Raw genomic sequence first — 19,462 nt, 5'->3', positions numbered from 1 at the left:
AAAATATCCTAATTTAAAAATGAACGACCGTCGGTCATTTATTCTGAAATAATACAAGAATAATATTAACAGAAGCTTAATAAAAAAAATTATTTATGATTTATTACTATTTTTTGAGTATGAAATGAGTTGTAAAAAAGTGGATGGGGTAGCAGGACTCGAACCTGCGAATGACGATACCAAAAACCGTTGCCTTACCACTTGGCGATACCCCATTATGATTTAAAAATTTATATTTAGTGGAGCGGGAAACGAGACTCGAACTCGCGACAATCTGCTTGGAAGGCAGAGGCTCTAGCCAACTGAGCTATTCCCGCATAATAATTAGTATAAACTAATTTGAGATGAAAATTATAAGCAATTTTTTCTTATATTTTCCTAAATATTTGTAAAAAATGATCTCTTTTTGGTTGCGGAAGCTGGATTTGAACCAACGACCTTCGGGTTATGAGCCCGACGAGCTACCGAACTGCTCTATTCCGCGTTAACAAAAATCTATATGGATTTATAAAATTTTAAAAGAAACCACATTCATATTAAGTGGTGCGGATGAGAGGACTCGAACCTCCACACCGTGAGGCACCAGATCCTAAGTCTGGCGTGTCTACCAATTTCACCACATCCGCACATAAAAAGTCAAAAAAAAAGATTCAGTTGACAAACAACTAAAATCTTAAAGTGGTACGCCTGAAAGGATTCGAACCTTTGACCGCACGCTTAGAAGGCGTGTGCTCTATCCAGCTGAGCTACAGACGCAATTATACATTTTGAAATGGGGTAAGTAATGGGATTCGAACCCACGGCCCTCGGAACCACAACCCGATGCTCTAACCAACTGAGCTATACCTACCATCTAAAATGGTCGGGGCGAGAGGATTCGAACCTCCGGCCCCCTGGTCCCAAACCAGGTGCGCTAACCAGACTGCGCTACGCCCCGAAACACATACTTATTCTTTCAAAAAGTGGACGGAATTATACTATGTTTTTTTTATATTGTCAAGAGGTTTTTAGAAAAAAGAGAAAAATTTATAAAATTTCTCTTTTCCCACCTTAAAATTGAATCAATCCATCAACAGGTGATGATGCTGTAGCATAGGGTTTCTTAGGGATTCTTCCTGCTTTATAACCAATTCTTCCTGCTTGAACAGCATATTTCATAGCTTGTGCCATAGCTATTGGATCTTGTGCTCCTGCTATTGCTGTATTTGTTAATACAGCTTCTGCACCTAATTCCATAGCAATAGCTGCATCACTAGCACAACCTACACCTGCATCAACAATAACTGGAACATTTACGGCATCTTTTATAAATGCAACATTATATCTATTTTGAATACCAAGTCCAGAACCAATTGGAGCAGCTAATGGCATAATAGCATCAGCTCCTGCATCTTCTAATCTTTTTGCAATAATTGGATCATCATTAGTATAAGCCATAATAGTAAATCCATCTTTTTTTAATATTTCACAAGCTTTAATAGTCTCAATTACATCTGGATAAAGTGTTTTTTGTGCATCACCAATAACTTCTAATTTAATTAAATCTATTCCTGTAGCTTCTCTCATAAGTCTAAATGTTGTAATTGCTTCTTCAGCTGTAAAACACCCTGCACTATTTGGAAGTAATTTTACATTTGTATCTTTGAAATAATCTAATAAATTCTCTTCATCTGGATTTGTAATATTAACTCTTCTAATTGCAACTGTAATAAGTTCTGATTCAGAAGCTAATGTTGCTTCTCTTGTAGTTTGAAAATCTTTATATTTACCAGAACCAACTATTAGTCTACTATTAAACTCATATTTCCCTATTTTAAGTATATCACTCATTTATATTTCCCTTTCCTAATATTTAATCTAAAAGCTACTTTCTTAGCAGTTTTCACTTATAAATTTTTTATAATCTTTACTCATATTATTGATATCAATAGCGATAATTTCAGGCACATCATAGCTATGTAATTCTTTAATTATGCTTTCGATTTTTTCAAAATGCTTTTTTTTAGTTTTTATACTTAAAAGCACTTCAGTATCGTTACAAAATTCACCTTCCCATTTATAAAAAGACTCAATATCTGATAGCTGTAAACAAGCTGCAAGTTTTTTTTCTAATAAAGTTTCGGCAATATTTTTTGCTTCTTTTTTATTAGAACAAGTTGTTTGTATAATTATAGCTTTCATAGTTTTTTAACCTCTTCAACTAAATCTGATGGAATTAGTGAGTAATTATTCTTTCTATAGTTTTGAGCAGCCATAGCATGAGCTAAACTGGCACTTATAGCTGCATCTAAAGGTTTATACCCTTGAGCTAATAAAGAAGCTACTAGACCACTTAAAACATCTCCACTGCCACCTTTACTCAATACTGCACTTCCAAAGCTATTTACATATATAGATTGGTTTTGTGATATTAAAACATTCGCTCCTTTTAAAAGAACTACAACCTTAGGATATTTTGTACTAAACTGTTTTATATATTTAAATCTATCTTTTTGCAACTGTTTTACATCTATGTCTGCTATATCACATATTTTTAATAATGCACAAAACTCTTTTGGATGAGGAGTTAAAACAACCTCTTTATTAAGTACTACTTTTATAATATCTTCATAAAATAAATCTGCATCAATAATTATTGGTAAATTTGTTTGTAAAATCTCTTCTATCTCTTTTTTTTCATAGATTCCTAATCCCATCCCTATAGCAATTGCTGTACAGTTAGAACTTAATTTATGTGTTTGCATAATATGATAAGGTAAATCAACACACTCATGGCAAATTACACTAACTAATCCAGCCCCAAAACCAAAAGCTGCTTTTGCTGCTATTACAGCTGCACCTTTTTTGCTCCCTGCAACTACATTAAGATGTCCAAAAGTTCCCTTATGAGAATCTTTTTTATCTCTTAAAGGAAGTTTTAAATCCTCTTTATCAAGGAGATAAACAGATGTATCATTTTCATAAACTTCCCTTTGAACTCCAAGATTAGCTACAAATATCTCTCCAACATAATCTTTTGCCATATCTGAATATAAAGAGACTTTTAAAGCTCCCATCGTAATTGTAGTATTGGCATAAAAAGCTGTAGTAGTTACTTCACCTTTAAAGTCAATTCCTGTAGGTATATCGCAAGCTATTTTATATGAGTCATAACTATTTAGTTTTTCTATGATATTTTGTATATTTGTATCTAAATCTCTTGTTAAGCCACTTCCAAATAAACAATCAACTATCACATCGCTTTGACTTAACTCTTCTACAACTTTTACACCTAAAAGCCCTGCTCTTTTGTATTGCAGTTGTGCCATCTGTGATTTTAGTTCAAAAGGTATATATAGTTTTACATCAAATTTTTTATGTAGTAATCTTCCTAATGCTATTCCATCAGCACCATTGTTTCCCATACCACAAACAATCAATACTGAAGAGTTTTGTTCAAATTTATTTTCAATAAAATCCAAGATTGATGAAGCTGCATGCTCCATAAGTATATCTTCTGTTAAAGCAAACTCTTCATAACACCTTTTATCTAAACTTCCAACTTCATAATAAAGATTTTGCATAATAGTTCCTTATTTTTTAAACTTCCAATCTTTCTCTTCTAAAATAGTTTTGATTTTATCTTTTACATCACCTTGTATCTCAATCCATTCCTCTTTGATTGAACCACCACAGGCAAGTCTTTTTTTAAGAAGCTTTAAAACCTCTTTTTTCTCTTTCTCTTCAATATAAAATCTTCCAACCAAAGTAACTGGTTTACCTTTTCTTTTTTCAAAAGTAAAAACTAATTGATGTTGATTTTTAGGGATTATCTCATTTATTGTTTTTTTAGATTTTTTATCATTTTTACTTGTATCAAAATTATCCCCATCTAAATTTGCACCCATTTCAAAAATCATTAAAACTCCTTTATCCTACTTTGAATATCTATCTCTTCAATAGTAGTAAAATCTTTTACTTTATATTGTTCAAGGGCAACTCTTCCAATCATAGCAGCATTATCAGAACAATATTTTAATTCACTTAAATAAAGTTTGCATCTTTTTTCTTGGCACAATTTTTCAATAGCACCTCTTAATCTTATATTTGCACTAGCCCCACCAACTATTGCAAAGTTTTTAGGAACTTTTGTTTTAAAAAGCTTTTTAAGCTTTTGCATTATATGTGCAACAGCAGTTTTTTCAAATGAAGCACATACATCACAAATATCTTGTTCTTCTAATGGTTTTTCATTTTCTAGTTTTTCAATCTGCATTCTTACAGCATTTTTAAGACCACTATAACTGAACTCAATATTTGGGCTTTGTCTTAAAGGTACTGGAAAATCAAATCTATTTTCGTCCCCTTTTAAACCTTTTTCTTGAACTATTGGACCACCTGGATAACCAAGATTCATCATCTTTGCAACTTTATCAAAACTCTCACCAAAACTATCATCCATAGTTGAAGCTATAAGTTTCATATCTTTTAATGAATTTGCTTCTATAATCTGAGTGTGTCCTCCAGATACTAAAAGAATAGTTGTAGGAAACACTTCCTCTTTTTCAATAAAAAGTGAATATATATGCCCTTTTAAATGATTGACTGCAATTAAAGGTAGATTCAAACTAACACTTAATGCTTTTGCCATAGTTACACCTTCCATAAGAGTAACTGAAAGCCCTGGAGCATTTGTAACAGCTATAGCTTTTAGTTTGGGAAAATACTCTTTACACTCTTCTAATATTTTTGGAAGTGCTTCCACATGGAGTCTTGCAGCAAGTTCAGGTACTACACCACCATATACACTGTGTTGTAATTCTTGAGATATTTTTTTATGAAAGACTAATTTTTTTGTCTCTATATCTGTAATTGCAATTGAACTATCATCACAACTTGATTCAATACTTAAAATCAACGATTTTCCTCACACTCTTCTTCTCTATTTATCCAATCCAAGGCACAATCTAATTTTCCATATCCAGAAGCTGCATTTATATGTCCTGCATCTTCTAAAAGCTTCATTCCCACATTTAACTTACTTGATAATCTAATTGCTTCTTCAACATTCATATATGGATCATTTGTTGATGCAGCTATAATAACTTCATGTGATTTTAAATCTTTTGGCATAGGATAAGGAAAAAATTCTTTTATCTCTTCAAGTTGGCAAGTTATCCTAACAGGAGCAACTAACATTAGTTTGTCTAATTGAATATCTATCTCTTCACAAATATGAAACCATAAGATATTTGCCAAAGAGTGACAAACTATAATTGTAGGTTTAAAGTGTTCAATCTCTTTTTTGACAAACTCTTTCCACTCTTCTAAACTTGGCTTATCCCTGTTTGGTAAAGCTGGAAATGAAACAATACTGTTTTGCTCTATTAAATCTCTTGCTAAGTGTGCTTGCCAATGGGGAAAATCACTGCCACCTAAACCATGTAATACTAAAACTCTTTTTTCTTTCATATAACCTCTTATTTAATATCTCTTATACATCTTACAAATTTTATTTTATGCCTACTATCATAATAAGGAGTTCCACTTATAAAATACATATAATCAGCATAAAACCAAAATGTTCTCCAGTGAGCTTTACTTGCCCAATAGCCATCTTTCATGTTGTATCTAAATACCCTATTAATATAACTTCTTTGATTGTTTTTATCAACTATTAATTGATACTCTTTTATTGTAGGAAGTCTCCAGTCTTCATAATTTGCAAGAACTAAATCTTCACAATAATCTTGAGCATCTTGATGGGTTTTTTTAACTTTTAATACAGCAATACTGTCTTGCCAGATTAATCTGTTTGTATCATCAATAACAATATTTAGATCACTATCTCTTTTTAATTCCAAAGAGAAAGAGTAACTAATAAATAAAACAAAAATAAATAAAAACTTTAACATTATTTATCCTTTATTTTAAACTTACCTCTTTGTATCGTTGAAGATACACTATCGTCTAAAAGTTCTATTGTTATATTATACCCTTCTTTGTAAATTAATCCAACTAATTGTTTGCACTCTTGTTTTTTTTCATTATTTGAAGTACTGTTTTCTTTCCATTTTTCAAACTTCTCTTCATAAGAAGTTAATATGTTTTTTTCAAATTTACTTCTTGTATAAATCAAATAAACTGTAAGTGAAATTAAAATTATAAAAGGTAAAAATAAATCAAGACTCACAGTATTTTCTCACTTCTTTATCTATGTTGAAAATTTCATCAATAGAGTTTGCACTTGCATCTGAAAATTTGTCTAATGCTTTTAATGTGATTTTTGAAATATCTAAAAACCCTATTTTGGAATCTAAAAATTTAGCTACTGCAACTTCATTTGCAGCATTTAAAACTACACCTAAATCAAGATTATTTAAGATTTTGTCTTTAACTTGCCAAATAGGATATCGCTCTTCTTCAATCGCTCTAAACTCTAAACTTCCAACTTTTAATAAATCTACTGGTTCAAGTATATTTTCATCACACTTTCCAAGTATTGCATAAGCTATTGGAAGTTGCATTGATGCATTTGCAATGTGAGCAGTTGTACTACCATCTTCAAAATTTACCATAGCATGAATTAAAGATTTTGTTTCAATAATTGCATCAACTTTTCTAGTATCAAACAACCATGCAGCTTCTATTAACTCAAACATTTTATTTGTCATAGTTGCACTATCAATAGTGATTTTATTTCCCATTGACCAATTTGGATGATTTAAAGCTTCTTTTATAGATACTTTTGATAATTCATTAAGAGGATAATCCCTAAAAGAACCACCACTTGCTGTAATTGTCATAGAAGAGATTTTTCTATCTTGAAGTAAATACCAAAGTCCAAAATGTTCTGAATCTATAGGGCTTAGTTTAGTCTGGTCTATAAATTTACCAGCTACAACTAAAGATTCTTTATTTGCTAAAGCTATTTTTTTACCACACTCTATTGCTTTTAATGTAGGTCTTAAGCCTAGAAATCCCACAAGTGCATTTACTACAGTTTGGGCTTCACTATTTTCAATAACTTGTAAAATAGCCTCTTGTCCTGCTTGTACATTTGTGTGGCTTACTTTTGAAATATCTTCTTTATTTGCAATAACTACGTATTTAGGTTTAAACTCTTCAATTTGTTTATTTAAAAGTTCAATATTATTTCCAGCAACTAAAACCTCAACATTTAAGTTAAATTTTCTTGCTATATTTAGAGTATTTACCCCTATTGAACCAGTTGATCCTAAAACTATCACAGAACAGCTCTTAAAATAAACAACATAACAACCCCACCAAATAGATATCCATCTGTTCTATCTAAAATTCCACCATGACCTGGTAAAATGTTTCCACTATCTTTTACATCTGCTTCTCTTTTTAAATAACTTTCAAAAAGGTCTCCAAAAACTGAAGCTAGAGCAACTAAAAGTGAGATTATAATAGAACCAAAAATTGATATATTATCAATTGCAAAAACAATACCAAATAGTGTTGCAACAAGTAAACCACCTGCAACTCCCTCAACAGTTTTATTTGGACTTGTTTCACAAAATTTTGTTTTACCCATACTTTTTCCAACAAAATATGCTCCAATATCTGCTCCTGCAACAATAACAAGCAGCCATAATAAAGACATTACTCCATATTCTGCATAAAGAGTTAATAAAAATAAAAAAGAAGCTGTTGGATAAAAAAGTGGTAAGAATATTTTTTTATCTAAAGTTTTTGTATACGCTAGAATTGAGGCAAAAATAATTGCTGCAATAAAAGTTAAATCTTCGGCATTTGGATAGAAATATGCAGCAAACCATAAAACTCCCACATAAAAATATATTGAATCAACTTTCATCTGATACAATTTTTGTGATTCACTAATTGCAATAACTAAAAGTCCTCCAAAAAGAAGCCACATTAAAAAAAATGAATCAATATATCCAATTATTAAAATACCAGCTAATAAAGCTAGACCTGTCTTAATCCGAGTAGAACTTGATTTTATAATCTCTTTCATATTTAACCTAAATTATTTATTGTAAATACTGATTATACAAAATGTTGGCTTTTTTTTATATTTCTTTATACCTTTACTACAATAGTGGTATATGGATTATAAAGAACATTTGCTCCATTTTGTATTTTTACATTTCTTCTTTGAGTATAATCAACTTCATATGTTCCAGCAAAGTCTGTTGAAAACTGGGCACAAATTTGTGCTGCTTTTTCTATTACTGAATCAGGAAGAGTTTTTTTGCTATTTTGAACAATTAAATGAGAAGAGGGTCTATCTTTTAAATGAAACCAAAAATCACTTGCTTTTGCTTTTTGTAGTAAATAAATATTCTCTCTTTCACTAGTTCCTAGCATAATTTTATAACCTTCAAAAAAGAAACTTTCATAGTTTTGACTCTTTTTTGTTTTAGTTTGATTTTTTTGCTTTTTTGGATATAAGAACTCAATTTCATCAATTGAAACTGCCTTTTCAAGATTTAAAATCATTCTTTTTAGAAAACTAATTTTCTCTTCAAGGTTACCTTTTTCTATTTTAATATTTATAGCTTTTTGTTTTAATCTTTTTGCTTTTTTAAAAAGTTCATTAGCATATTTTGATGCTGGTATTTTAGTATCTAATGTAATTTCAACTTCATTACCTGAAAAATCGTATGTCACTAAACTTTTTTGATAAGGCTTTATATTATATAAATTATTTAATATAAGATTTCCATTTGTATATAATTGTTCTGATTCTTTTTCTAAATTCTCTTTTAAAGGTAATGTTGAAACAAGTTTTTCAATTTTCTTTAATTTTTTTGAAACTTGTGAAATTTTTTGTTTTCTATAGTTTTCTAAATCTCTTTTTTCCAAATCCTCATATATCTTATACAAAGTTTTTTCTATATCTTCAACTTTTTCTTCTTTAAAGACTATATTAGTTTTAGGTATTTCATCTAGTTTTACACCAACTTTAACAACTCTACTAGATGCAAACTCATCAATATGTCTTAAAGCTTCTAATACAATTCTATTTTCATCTAAAATAATTATATTCGTATGTTTACCTGTAAACTCCAATTGTAAAACTGTTGTTAACCTTTTATATGAAGATGAAGAATTAACTTTTATATTAATAACTTTATCATCATTATATAGTTGTATATCTTCTACTATCGAATTATTAAATCTTTTTTGTAAAATTACATCAAAGGGTGCATTAAAATCTTTTTTTGCTTTTAATAGTTCATCACGCTTGTATATTAGGCTTTTTCCCTTGGTCATATCAAAGTATAAGTAATTTTTATTATTAAACTCAATTATAATTGTATTGTTATCAATTCTTTTTACAAACTTGATTTTTTGGGTATTCTGACACAAATATGTCACTACTTCTTTTAATAAATAATATTTCACAATTAATTCACTTTTTCTTATTATTCTATAAGATATTTTTTATTTACATTTGTTATAATTGTAGCAGAATTTAAATTAGGAGATAAAATAATGACAAAATTATTAAAAATTGCACTTGCAGGTGCATTAATTTTAGGTGTTGCATCAACTACTGCTTCAGCAGATGCAGTTAAAGGTCAAAAGCTATTTATTAAAAAGTTTAAAAAAGCTTGTGGTTTCAATGGTGCTAAGTTTGCTTCAAAACATTCTCAAGCAGAATGGGAAGCTATTAACGCAGATGGTAAATTCAAAGAAGAATTAATGAAAATTTGTCCAGAAGTTAAAGAGGGTGATATTAAAGATAAATGGGTACCTCACATTTATGATTTCTCATATGAATATGCAAATGATTCAGGAAATGTTCCATCTTGCTAATATAAATTTTTATAAATTAAATCAAGGGAAAATGGGATTATCCTATTTTCCCTTTTTTAATGTCTATTAAACAAAAAACTTCGCATTATAATTATTATAAGTATAAGTTCTATTTATTATAATGAATGATTATTCATACTTAATATTAGCTTAAACTTACAAAGTATATAATACATTTAAACTTACACATTAAGGATAGAAAATGAAAAAAACAATTGTTGCACTAAGTGCCATTACTGCGTTATCCACATCAAGTTTCGCTGCAAACATATCTCAAGAAGATATGATGAAACAAATAGAAGCTCTAAAAGCTCAAATTTCTGCTTTAGAAAATAAATTAGGAGCTACAGAAAACACTTCAAAAGCAAATAAAGAATCATTAGAAAAAATGATGAAAGGTGATGTTGCTATTAGTGATGCAAGATTTAAGAAATTAGAGAAAAAAGTTGACATAATTGGAAACACTGCAACAAAAGCAAAAATCCAAAGTGGTGGAGACAATTTAAAATGGGATGTTGATTTTAGAACTCAAGTTGACAATATCCAATATAAAAAAGCATCAGGAGCAAAAGCTAAAAACAGCAACCTAATGACAAACAGACTTTTATTAGGTATGGCTTATCAACCAGATGAAAATACACTTTTTAGAGGTTTATTATCATATAATAAAGCTTTTGGGGATACAGCAAATCATAGCCAATCAAATACAAATCCAGGTTATGCTGATTTTGACTGGGTTACAAATGAAAATGCTTTAGATAATGAGCTTAAAGTTAAAGAAGCTTATTGGTTATATAAAGATAAAACTCTATTAGGTTCAAATGTTCCATGGACTGTTTCTGTAGGTAGAAGACCATCTACTGATGGACTTGGTATTAATATGAGAGCAAACCAACCTAGAAAATCTCCTTTATCTCATACAGTTAATGTAGAATTTGATGGAGCAAGTGCTAAATTTGATCTTGATAAAATCACTGGTGTAGAAGGTATGTGGTTTAAATTCTGTGCTGGTAGAGGTTTAACAAATGCTAAACAAAGATTCTCAATGGATGGACTTGATTATGCAGAAGATGAAAGCTTAAATGAAAATGTAGATATGTTTGGATTTATTTTTGTACCATGGGATAATGGTCAATATTCAGTTCATACAAACTATGCCCATGCTTGGAACCTAATTGGTTATACAAATCCACAACTTGGTGCATATCAAGGAGCTATGGCAGGTGCAGCAACTCCTTCAGATATGATGAATGCACAATCTTTACTTCAATTTAATGATGTGGGAGATATAGATTTAGCAACAATTATGTTCAAAGCGGAAGGTATTGGTGATGAGATTTCTGATTATTTAGATGATACTAAATTCTTTGCTTCTTATGCTATGTCAAGAACTACTCCAACTGCACTTGGTATGTTAGGTTCAACAGAATCTCAAACTGGTAGTTCTTTTTGGATTGGAATAAATGCACCTTGTCCTATTAGTCCTGATACTGCAAGAATTGGTATAGAATGGAACAAAGGGTCTAAATACTGGAGATCAATGACTTATGGTGAGGACACTTATGCAGGAAGTAAAATAGCTGCAAGAGGTACAGCTTGGGAGATTTATAGAAATCAAAAAATAACTGATTCTCTTGAGTTTGGGTTAAGTTATGTAAGAATTGATTATGACTATACTGGAAGTAACTCATTCTTTGGTGCTGAAGGTACACCTATGACAATGGCACAATCAAGATTAATGGGAAGTGACCCAGTTGAAACTGCACAAGATATAAAAGCTTATGTAAGATACAGATTTTAAATAAAAGAAGAGGTTTTCCTCTTCTTTATTTAAAAGAGACTTTATCTAATTTCAAAACTACACTTTCAGCAATCTCTAACATTGCAATATTCATTGATTTAAATTTTTCATCTTTTATATTAATTAACAATTTGTCATATACATTTGAATAGGGATAAATTGTAAAATATATATATTGTTTTGATTTTGGTTCTTTACCTAACTCTTTAAACCATACAGCTAATAAAGAAAAATAAAGCATAGAAGGATTAAAAACTTTACTTTTATTAAGCTCTTTACTTATTTGCTTATTTATAAAATTATATGCTTGAAGTACAGCTTTGATTCTGTAATGATTTCTATTTTTAATATAATAATCATTTGCGAAAGTAGCTATTTCTAATTGTTTAAATATATCTTCTGTAGTCTTGTCTATATATTCATTAATATCTTTATCAATATTAAATTCAATATCATTCTTATCTTTATAAGAGTTTATAAGATCTTTACAAAAAAGTAATAAGGCTTCCGTTTTTATTTGTGATAAGTTTAAAATCATTACACATTTTAACAAAAATTAATTAAAAAAATAGTACTTAAGATTACTTTTAAGTGCAAATGCGATAAAATGTACAAATTTACAAAAAAATTAAAAAAAGGAAATAATTGGAACCTATTGGTATATTAAGTGAAGGAAATATATATGACCTTCAAACTGCTGCAGCTTTAAACCTCTCTGGTGATGAGATTAAAGCTGACAATTCTGCTGAGTCTCTAGAAATACTTAGACACTCATGTGCTCACATGATGGCACAAGCTATCAAAGAGTTGTACCCTGAAGCAAAATTTTTCGTAGGACCTGTTGTAAAAGAGGGATTCTACTATGACTTTAAGGTTGATTCAAAAATCTCTGATGAAGATTTACCAAAAATCGAAAAAAAGATGAAAGAGATTGCAAATAGAAAATTACCTATTGAAAGATATGAAACCACAAGAGAAGAGATATTAGAAAAATTTGCTAATGATGAATTAAAACAAGCTGTTTTACAAAATATTACCGATAATACATTAACCCTTTATAAGCAAGGTGAGTTTGAAGACTTATGTAGAGGCCCTCACTTACCAAATACTAGAATGATTAGAGCATTTAAACTAACAAGAGTAGCAGGAGCTTATCTTGGTGGTGATGAAAAAAATGAAATGATTACAAGAATCTATGGTATTGCATTTTTTGATAAACAAGAACTAAATGACTATGTAAGAATGTTAGAAGAAGCTAAAAAAAGAGACCATAGAAAATTAGGAACAGAATTAGAATTATTTGCATTCAATGATGAAATTGGAGCAGGTTTACCTTTATGGCTTCCAAATGGAGCAAGACTTAGAGGGAAATTAGAAAAAATTCTTTACAAAGCTCATAGAGTTAGAGGTTATGAGCCAGTTCGTGGTCCAGAAATGCTTAAATCAGATATGTGGAAAATTTCAGGTCACTATCAAAACTATAAAGAAAATATGTATTTTACGGAAATTGATGAGCAAGAATATGGTATCAAACCTATGAACTGTGTTGGTCATATTCAAATATTTAAAAACAATCTTGTTTCTTATAAAGACTTACCTAAAAAACTTTTTGAATACGGAGTAGTTCATAGACATGAAATGAGTGGAGCTATGCACGGATTATTTAGAGTAAGAGAATTTACTCAAGATGATGCACATATTTTCTGTACTCAAGACCAAATTAAAGAGGTAATCTTTGAGGTATTAGAGTTTGTTGATTCATTATTGAAACTATTTGATTTTAAATATGAGATTGAAGTTTCAACTAAACCTGAAAAGGCTATTGGTGATGACATATTCTGGGAGAAAACTACCAAAGGAATAATGGATGCATTAGATGAAAAACAAATCGAATATGGTATTGATGAAGGTGGGGGAGCTTTCTATGGACCAAAAATCGATATTAAAATTCTAGATGCTATTGGTAGAAAATGGCAATGTGGTACAGTTCAAGTAGATATGAACTTACCAAGTAGATTTGAAGCTGAATATATTAATGATAAAGGTGAAAAAGAACAACCTGTGATGATTCACAGAGCAATTCTTGGTTCATTTGAAAGATTTATTGGTATACTAACTGAGCACTGTGCAGGAGAGTTTCCTTTTGCAATTGCTCCAACACAAGTTATTTTTGTACCTATTGCTGAACCACATGTTGAGTATGCAAAAGAGTTACAAAGAGAACTTATTGAGATGGATATAGATTCTGAAATTTTTAATATGAATGAAAGTTTAAATAAAAGAATCAGAATGGCTGAAAAGAAAAGAGTACCTATGATAGTTGTAATTGGTGATGAAGAAGTAGAAAAACAAGCAATTGCACTTAGAGATAGGAGAAACAGAGAACAATCTAACATTAGTAAAGATGAGTTCATAACAATGTTAAATCAATTAAACACAGGGAGTAAAATTTGAGTAGGACTGCAAAAAAACCAGAAGTAATAATGAACGAGGATATCACGGTAAGTGAAGTAAGATGTATGAGCGATGATGGTACAAATTATGGTATCATTTCAACAAGAGATGCCCAAACAACTGCGGATGACTTAGGATTAGACTTAGTTCTTATTGCTCCAGATGCGAAACCTCCTGTAGCAAAAATTATGGATTATGGTAAATTTAGATACCAACAAGAGAAAAAGAAAAAAGAAGCTAAGAAAAAGCAAAAAGTAATTGTTGTAAAAGAGGTTAAATTTTCTGTTAAAATTGCAGAAAATGATATTAACTATAAAGTTAAACACGCAATTGAGTTTTTAGAAAAAGGATACCATGTAAAATGTAGAGTATTCTTAAAAGGTAGAGAAATGGCTCATCCAGAAGCAGGAGCAGAAGTTCTTGAAAGAGTATGGCCAATGATTGAAGAGTATGGTGTAAGAGAATCTGAACCTAAACAAGAGGGAAGATTCGTAAATATGTACGTAGTACCAAAATCAGAAAAACCTAAAAACTAACCTACAAAAAAAAGAGAAGAATCTAATATTCTTCTCTCTCCCTAAAAAACTATTTAACCTTAATTTAAGTATATTTTAAGTAAAATCTCACACTTTTTCATAATATGAAAATGCAAATTTATAAGAAAGGAACTATACGATGCCAAAGATGAAATCAGTTAGTAGTGCTTTAAAAAGATTTAAAGTAAAGAAAAATGGTTCTATTAAAAGAGGATCAGCTTTTAGAAGTCACATTCTAACAAAAAAGACTCAAAAGAGAAAAAGAAATCTTAGAGGTCCACAAACAATCGCAAGCTCAGATGCTTCTAGAGTAAAAGCGATGTTAAACCAAGCGTAATTAAAAATTTAATTACATAGTCCCTCCACTGTATAAGTGGACAAGTTCGATTATAAAATCGACACCTATTATTAAACATATATGGTAAAGAAAGGAATAATATGCCTAGAGTAAAAACTGGTGTAGTAAGAAGAAGAAGACATAAGAAAGTTTTAAAAGCTGCTAGAGGATTTTTTAGTGGTAGAAGAAAACATTTTAGAAAAGCGAAAGAGCAATTAGAACACTCTTTAGTATACGCTTACAGAGATAGAAGACAGAAAAAAAGAGATATTAGAAAGCTTTGGATCGTTAGAATCAATGCTGCTTGTAGATTAAATGATATTAACTACTCAAGATTCATGAATGGTTTAAAATTAGCTAACATTGAACTTGATAGAAAAATCTTAGCAGATTTTGCTATGAATGATGCAGAAGCATTTTCAGCATTAGTAGTAAAAGCAAAAGAAGCTTTAGCAGCATAATTTATATAAATTTGCAATAATAAGAAAAAGGGTTTGAAGTTAATCTTCAAGCCCTTTTTTTATGTCAACATATTTAACAATTACTACAACCAAAAACTCATCTTCATTTATTAACAATTGTTTCATGTTAAGCTCAATATGATATAATATAAAAAATTATTAATAATCAGAGCAAAAATGGAAGAAATATTTAAAATAGATTTTAATAATCTCATAAAACCACTAATAAATATATTAGAAAAAGATATAAAAAAAGCTGAAAACAAGCTATTTGTTTTCACTTCAATTTTAATCCTTTTTAATATACTTATCTATGTTTTTATAGATAAGTATAATCTACACATCAGTTTTTTACTACTTTCAATATTTACTAGTTCTATAATGTTTATAGTTGCTAAATATACATTTAGATATGAGTATAAAGATATTATTGATACACAAATATTTCCTAAAATATTAAAAATATTTAACAATGATGCAACCTTTTTTAATTATATAACTTTAAAAGATGATGCAATAAAATCTACTTTCTTCAATATATATGAATATATGGTGATTAGTCAATTAATTCAAAATATTTGGTCTTTTAAAACTAAAATCAAAGGCAAGGAAATTATATTTTCATCAATTTCTTTGAATAATACAAATATTAATACTCCTATTTCATACACAAATAGAAAAGGACTTTTTATTAAAGTAAGTAATATTAATTTTCCCGTAGAAACTTATATCTATGAAAATAGTTTTTTATCATTCAAAAGTTTTTCTAACGCATTTAATAATAGATTTCATAAAATAGAATATGAAAAACATTTACTAATTAGACAATTCAATAATCAAGATTATCAAAATACTATTTTAAATATCATTGATATCTTAGATAAAAATATCTCTTTATCTTTTATAGAAAATGATCTTTATATTTTTATTTCACAAGAGTTTAATTGTTTTAATTCCAACTACTTTGTAAATGGACTTATACCTGAATACTATAACTACAATACATTAATTAAGGTATATAAACTAATAAATAATATATTATCAATTATAGAAAATAAGACTAAATAAGAGAATATAATTGTTATATTCCCTTATTTATATTAATATTACAAGCTTATTCTAAAGGCTCATTAACCTCAATTTTACAATCATTACCTTTACAATCAATATTTGCATCAAAATAGAATATCTCTGATACATCTACTCCAGCCTCATTTAGTTTTGTCCATGCATCCATAGATCTTCCACCTGCTGTACAATTAAATACAATAGTTTTATCTTTTGGAAACTTAGCAACTAACTCTTTTGCAGAAAAATTTTCAGCTGTGATATTAATTGCTCCTTTTAAATGTCCTGCTTTAAACTCATCAGCACTTGTTACATCAACAATTTGAATATATGAAGGTACTTTATCCTCTTTAATTAACGCATAAAGCCATTCACCATCAATACTTCCTTCATCAACTCCAATTTTTGCACCATTTTTACTAAATTCTGGTTTTTTAGGTTTTGAATCAACTTTAACTTTTGATGCACTTTTTGTTGTTGCAAGTCCTGCTTTTTTCCACTCTGGAACTCCACCTGCAAATACTTTTACATTGCTATATCCCATAGAGATAAGTTTTTTTGCTACTACATGTGATTTTACACATTTATATCCACCACAAAAAGTGATAACTTTTTCAATATGATTAACTGGAAATCTACCTTTTAACTCTTCAACTTTTGTATCAGGAATTGAAATAGCCCCTGGTATTGTTTCTTGTAAATATTTTGCATATGGTCTTGCATCAATTAAAACTGCACTATTGTTTGCTTGAGCTGCTTTTATTACTGCTAAATCAACTTCTAAGTAACTTTTTTTTACCCACTCTGGTTCCCCAGCTTGGTATAGTTTTACATTTTTAAAACCATCTTTTTTTAACATATTAGCAACTTTTGGACTTTTACCACACTTCCATCCACCACAAAATACCAATATCTCTTTATCTTTTGGTGTATCTTTTAATTGTCCAACATATTTATCATAATCTGTATCAGGAATATTTATTGAACTAGGAATTGTTCCAACTTTATATTTTTTATTTGGTCTAGCATCAACAAATACGGCTTTTGCACCATCTCTAGTTCCCTTAGCTACCTTTGCTTTTGCATAATCAAAATCTACCATTTCAAGTTCAAATTTATCAATCATTGATTGAACTTTTGCACTAGGCTTTGTTAGATTTCCAGGATCATTTGCAAAAGAACCCACACTTAAAAGTGCAACTACCATTAAACTTTTTAGAACAATTTTCGCTTTCATGTCATATCCTTTTTTTAGATTTTATTTATAGTCTAAATTAAAAAACTTCTCTGCAAAATAATACATTAGTAAGCAGACACCAATTCCACCAATTGATATTGCTATCTCTGCAAATGATGGAAAATATTCAATAAACGTTGGAGGTAATTGATATTCTCTTATTTTTAGTAACTGCAGAGGCATTAATTGAGTATCATGAACTAAATCATATCTCATAAAGAAAATACCTACCATTCCTAAAATTGAAGCCCAAACCATACCTTTTATATTTTTCCCTTTACTTGCTAAAATAACAATAAAAGGTATAACCATTCCAAGTAAAACTTCCCCAACTAAAAAGTTAGGACTTGTTAAAATATGTTCTGCAACATTTGCACGACCTGGCATACCACCATAAATCGAAGTAAACATTCTCCAAATCTCAAAAAACATCAAAATTGCTAAAAGTAATCCTAATATTTTTGCTAGTTTAACTAACATAGCTTCAACCTCTTTTGGAAAATCCATTTTATATCTAAATCCATACATTAAAAACAGTAGATAAGAACCTGTAATCATTGCTGAAAGAATAAAATATATTGGAAAAAATACTCCATTTGATATTGGTCTTGCAACTAAGAACCCAAATACTGCACCTAAATTACTGTGTGCAGCAAGTCCTACTAAAAGTCCACCTAGACCAAATATTTTTGACCATTTATGATTTTCTCTTACTAAGAAAATAAATTCAAATATAATAAATCCTAAATATGCACCATATAGTGTTCCCATCCACCAAATTGCAGAGGTAAAACCTGGTGTTAATACATTATAAATTATCATTCTAATTGGGTGTCCAATTTCAAGTGCAATTACTAAAAATCCTGTACAAATTGTAAGTATTGCTCCAAGAATTGCTCTTTTCCCTATAATCTCAAACTCTTTTACACCAAACACATGACCAATTGAAGACATAATACAAAGTCCCGTACTTGATACAACAAAAAATACATACATTCCAATTATAAGTCCCCAAGGATGTTCTCTTGTAACATTATATGCATGGTGTCCTTCTATAAAATATGTTACTGCACCCGCAACAAATAATGCTACTAATCCTAAAGTTAATAAGGCCATAGTTACATTACTAAAACTCATTTTAAAAGAGAACAATTCTTTTAAAGTTACATCTCTCATTGGGATTATTGATTTTATATTCATAACAGCCCCCTCTTATGTTAAATAAAATAGTTTAGGTTTAGTACCTAGATGAGTTTTTAGTGTAAAGTGTTCTCTTGTTCTTAAAACTTCAGATATTTCACTATTTGGATCATCTAAATCACCAAAGATTCTAACTTTTGTAGGACAAGTTGCTTGACAAGCAGTTGTTGTTTCACCCCTTGCAAGTCTTGTGTCAGAACAAAAATTACATTTATCAATAGTAGTTGTTCTATCATCTACATATCTTGCATCATAAGGACAAGCTGTCATACAGTAACTACATAAAATACATTTATCAGGGTCAACTCTTACCACGCCATGTTCATCATAATAAGTTGCATTTGTAGGGCAAACCTCTTGACAAGGTGCATTAGAACATTGTTGACATTGACTAGGTAAAAAATTACTTGATGAAATATTTAAAAAAGGAAACTCCCCTTCTATCTCTTTTGTCCCAACCCAAATTCTGTGACTGTCCGCACCTAAAAGAATTCCATTCTCTTCTTTACATGCTGTTTCACATGCTTTACAGTTAATGCAATCTTTATAATCTAGTGCCATTGCATATCGTGCCAT

The 19,462-nt window shown here is 29.6% G+C and carries 22 protein-coding genes and 7 tRNA genes; 7 read left to right on the top strand and 22 right to left on the bottom strand.

Annotation, left to right across the window (positions count from 1 at the left end):
* Positions 1 to 140 precede the first annotated feature (140 nt).
* The 18 genes from ACKU3H_RS05110 to ACKU3H_RS05025 all read right to left on the bottom strand — a co-directional run bounded on the left by ACKU3H_RS05110 (position 141) and on the right by ACKU3H_RS05025 (position 9,378).
* Positions 141 to 215: transfer RNA gene (locus ACKU3H_RS05110), tRNA-Gln, on the bottom strand.
* 25 nt (positions 216 to 240) lie between these two features.
* A tRNA-Gly gene (locus ACKU3H_RS05105) sits at positions 241 to 317 on the bottom strand.
* A gap of 90 nt (positions 318 to 407) precedes the next feature.
* Positions 408 to 484 (bottom strand) — tRNA-Met (locus ACKU3H_RS05100).
* Positions 485 to 541: 57 nt separating this feature from the next.
* A tRNA-Leu gene (locus ACKU3H_RS05095) sits at positions 542 to 626 on the bottom strand.
* Between the two features lie 53 nt (positions 627 to 679).
* Positions 680 to 756, bottom strand: a tRNA-Arg gene (locus ACKU3H_RS05090).
* Positions 757 to 773: 17 nt separating this feature from the next.
* Positions 774 to 850, bottom strand: a tRNA-His gene (locus tag ACKU3H_RS05085).
* Between the two features lie 9 nt (positions 851 to 859).
* Positions 860 to 937, bottom strand: a tRNA-Pro gene (locus tag ACKU3H_RS05080).
* Between the two features lie 113 nt (positions 938 to 1,050).
* Positions 1,051 to 1,830 carry a thiazole synthase gene (locus ACKU3H_RS05075; RefSeq protein ID WP_320035894.1) on the bottom strand — a complete coding sequence of 260 codons (780 nt, stop codon included), beginning with the start codon at positions 1,828 to 1,830 and terminating at the stop codon, positions 1,051 to 1,053.
* Positions 1,831 to 1,872: 42 nt separating this feature from the next.
* The gene (cutA, locus tag ACKU3H_RS05070; RefSeq protein WP_320035893.1) at positions 1,873 to 2,181 is read right to left on the bottom strand and encodes a divalent-cation tolerance protein CutA; all 309 of its coding nucleotides are present in this window, start codon (positions 2,179 to 2,181) and stop codon (positions 1,873 to 1,875) included.
* Positions 2,178 to 3,563, bottom strand: coding sequence for an NAD(P)H-hydrate dehydratase (locus tag ACKU3H_RS05065; protein ID WP_320035892.1), 1,386 nt, complete (start codon positions 3,561 to 3,563; stop codon positions 2,178 to 2,180). Before ACKU3H_RS05065 ends, cutA begins: the two co-directional genes overlap by 4 nt.
* Before the next feature lie 9 nt (positions 3,564 to 3,572).
* Positions 3,573 to 3,899, bottom strand: a complete 327-nt coding sequence (locus tag ACKU3H_RS05060) for a translation initiation factor SUI1 (protein WP_320035891.1) — start codon at positions 3,897 to 3,899, stop codon at positions 3,573 to 3,575.
* Positions 3,899 to 4,897 (bottom strand): tRNA (adenosine(37)-N6)-threonylcarbamoyltransferase complex transferase subunit TsaD, encoded by a 999-nt coding sequence (gene tsaD / locus ACKU3H_RS05055; protein ID WP_320035890.1) that lies wholly within the window; start codon positions 4,895 to 4,897, stop codon positions 3,899 to 3,901. Before tsaD ends, ACKU3H_RS05060 begins: the two co-directional genes overlap by 1 nt.
* Entirely contained in the window at positions 4,894 to 5,451 is a 558-nt protein-coding gene (locus ACKU3H_RS05050; RefSeq protein WP_320035889.1) for an alpha/beta hydrolase, read from the bottom strand. Before ACKU3H_RS05050 ends, tsaD begins: the two co-directional genes overlap by 4 nt.
* Before the next feature lie 8 nt (positions 5,452 to 5,459).
* Complete coding sequence (locus tag ACKU3H_RS05045) at positions 5,460 to 5,894, bottom strand: DUF1566 domain-containing protein (RefSeq protein WP_320035888.1); 435 nt, start codon at positions 5,892 to 5,894, stop codon at positions 5,460 to 5,462.
* The gene (locus tag ACKU3H_RS05040) at positions 5,894 to 6,172 is read right to left on the bottom strand and encodes a hypothetical protein (protein ID WP_320035887.1); all 279 of its coding nucleotides are present in this window, start codon (positions 6,170 to 6,172) and stop codon (positions 5,894 to 5,896) included. Before ACKU3H_RS05040 ends, ACKU3H_RS05045 begins: the two co-directional genes overlap by 1 nt.
* The gene (gene dxr / locus ACKU3H_RS05035; protein ID WP_320035886.1) at positions 6,162 to 7,229 is read right to left on the bottom strand and encodes a 1-deoxy-D-xylulose-5-phosphate reductoisomerase; all 1,068 of its coding nucleotides are present in this window, start codon (positions 7,227 to 7,229) and stop codon (positions 6,162 to 6,164) included. Before dxr ends, ACKU3H_RS05040 begins: the two co-directional genes overlap by 11 nt.
* Positions 7,226 to 7,984 carry a phosphatidate cytidylyltransferase gene (locus ACKU3H_RS05030; protein ID WP_320035885.1) on the bottom strand — a complete coding sequence of 253 codons (759 nt, stop codon included), beginning with the start codon at positions 7,982 to 7,984 and terminating at the stop codon, positions 7,226 to 7,228. The genes dxr and ACKU3H_RS05030 overlap by 4 nt, the downstream gene beginning before the upstream one ends.
* Positions 7,985 to 8,049: 65 nt before the next feature.
* Positions 8,050 to 9,378, bottom strand: a complete 1,329-nt coding sequence (locus ACKU3H_RS05025; RefSeq protein WP_320035884.1) for an NFACT RNA binding domain-containing protein — start codon at positions 9,376 to 9,378, stop codon at positions 8,050 to 8,052.
* 90 nt (positions 9,379 to 9,468) lie between these two features.
* On the opposite strand from ACKU3H_RS05025, the gene ACKU3H_RS05020 reads away from it, so the two are divergent.
* Both ACKU3H_RS05020 and ACKU3H_RS05015 read left to right on the top strand, forming a co-directional pair.
* Positions 9,469 to 9,792, top strand: a complete 324-nt coding sequence (locus tag ACKU3H_RS05020; RefSeq protein ID WP_320035883.1) for a cytochrome C — start codon at positions 9,469 to 9,471, stop codon at positions 9,790 to 9,792.
* A gap of 202 nt (positions 9,793 to 9,994) precedes the next feature.
* A complete protein-coding gene (locus ACKU3H_RS05015; RefSeq protein WP_320035882.1) occupies positions 9,995 to 11,593 on the top strand; it encodes a DUF3373 family protein in 1,599 nt (532 codons plus the stop codon).
* 25 nt (positions 11,594 to 11,618) lie between these two features.
* On the opposite strand, the gene ACKU3H_RS05010 is transcribed toward ACKU3H_RS05015, so the two are convergent.
* A complete protein-coding gene (locus ACKU3H_RS05010; RefSeq protein WP_320035881.1) occupies positions 11,619 to 12,131 on the bottom strand; it encodes a hypothetical protein in 513 nt (170 codons plus the stop codon).
* Between the two features lie 107 nt (positions 12,132 to 12,238).
* Between ACKU3H_RS05010 and thrS the strand changes: the two genes are divergently transcribed.
* The 5 genes from thrS (at position 12,239) to ACKU3H_RS04985 (ending at position 16,449) form a co-directional block, all read left to right on the top strand.
* Positions 12,239 to 14,047 (top strand): threonine--tRNA ligase, encoded by a 1,809-nt coding sequence (gene thrS / locus ACKU3H_RS05005; RefSeq protein ID WP_407933678.1) that lies wholly within the window; start codon positions 12,239 to 12,241, stop codon positions 14,045 to 14,047.
* Positions 14,048 to 14,076: 29 nt separating this feature from the next.
* Positions 14,077 to 14,583: a translation initiation factor IF-3 gene (gene infC / locus ACKU3H_RS05000; RefSeq protein WP_320036464.1), complete on the top strand. Its 507-nt coding sequence runs from the start codon at positions 14,077 to 14,079 to the stop codon at positions 14,581 to 14,583.
* A 139-nt stretch (positions 14,584 to 14,722) separates the two neighbouring features.
* A complete protein-coding gene (rpmI, locus tag ACKU3H_RS04995) occupies positions 14,723 to 14,920 on the top strand; it encodes a 50S ribosomal protein L35 (RefSeq protein WP_320035880.1) in 198 nt (65 codons plus the stop codon).
* A 101-nt stretch (positions 14,921 to 15,021) separates the two neighbouring features.
* On the top strand, positions 15,022 to 15,381 hold the full coding sequence (gene rplT, locus ACKU3H_RS04990; protein WP_320035879.1) for a 50S ribosomal protein L20: 360 nt from the start codon (positions 15,022 to 15,024) through the stop codon (positions 15,379 to 15,381).
* Between the two features lie 177 nt (positions 15,382 to 15,558).
* Positions 15,559 to 16,449, top strand: a complete 891-nt coding sequence (locus tag ACKU3H_RS04985) for a hypothetical protein (protein WP_320035878.1) — start codon at positions 15,559 to 15,561, stop codon at positions 16,447 to 16,449.
* A gap of 46 nt (positions 16,450 to 16,495) precedes the next feature.
* On the opposite strand, the gene ACKU3H_RS04980 is transcribed toward ACKU3H_RS04985, so the two are convergent.
* The 3 genes from ACKU3H_RS04980 to ACKU3H_RS04970 are packed head-to-tail and all read right to left on the bottom strand — an operon-like array spanning position 16,496 to position 19,462.
* The gene (locus tag ACKU3H_RS04980; RefSeq protein ID WP_320035877.1) at positions 16,496 to 17,686 is read right to left on the bottom strand and encodes a rhodanese-like domain-containing protein; all 1,191 of its coding nucleotides are present in this window, start codon (positions 17,684 to 17,686) and stop codon (positions 16,496 to 16,498) included.
* 21 nt (positions 17,687 to 17,707) lie between these two features.
* On the bottom strand, positions 17,708 to 18,886 hold the full coding sequence (gene nrfD, locus ACKU3H_RS04975) for an NrfD/PsrC family molybdoenzyme membrane anchor subunit (protein ID WP_320035876.1): 1,179 nt from the start codon (positions 18,884 to 18,886) through the stop codon (positions 17,708 to 17,710).
* A gap of 12 nt (positions 18,887 to 18,898) precedes the next feature.
* Positions 18,899 to 19,462: a 4Fe-4S dicluster domain-containing protein gene (locus tag ACKU3H_RS04970; protein ID WP_320035875.1), complete on the bottom strand. Its 564-nt coding sequence runs from the start codon at positions 19,460 to 19,462 to the stop codon at positions 18,899 to 18,901.

This window comes from Halarcobacter sp., from assembly GCF_963675975.1.
In the GTDB taxonomy this organism is placed as follows: Bacteria; Campylobacterota; Campylobacteria; order Campylobacterales; family Arcobacteraceae; genus Halarcobacter.
Note: the sequence above shows the minus strand (reverse complement) of the source record. Positions and strands in the feature narration are given on the sequence as shown.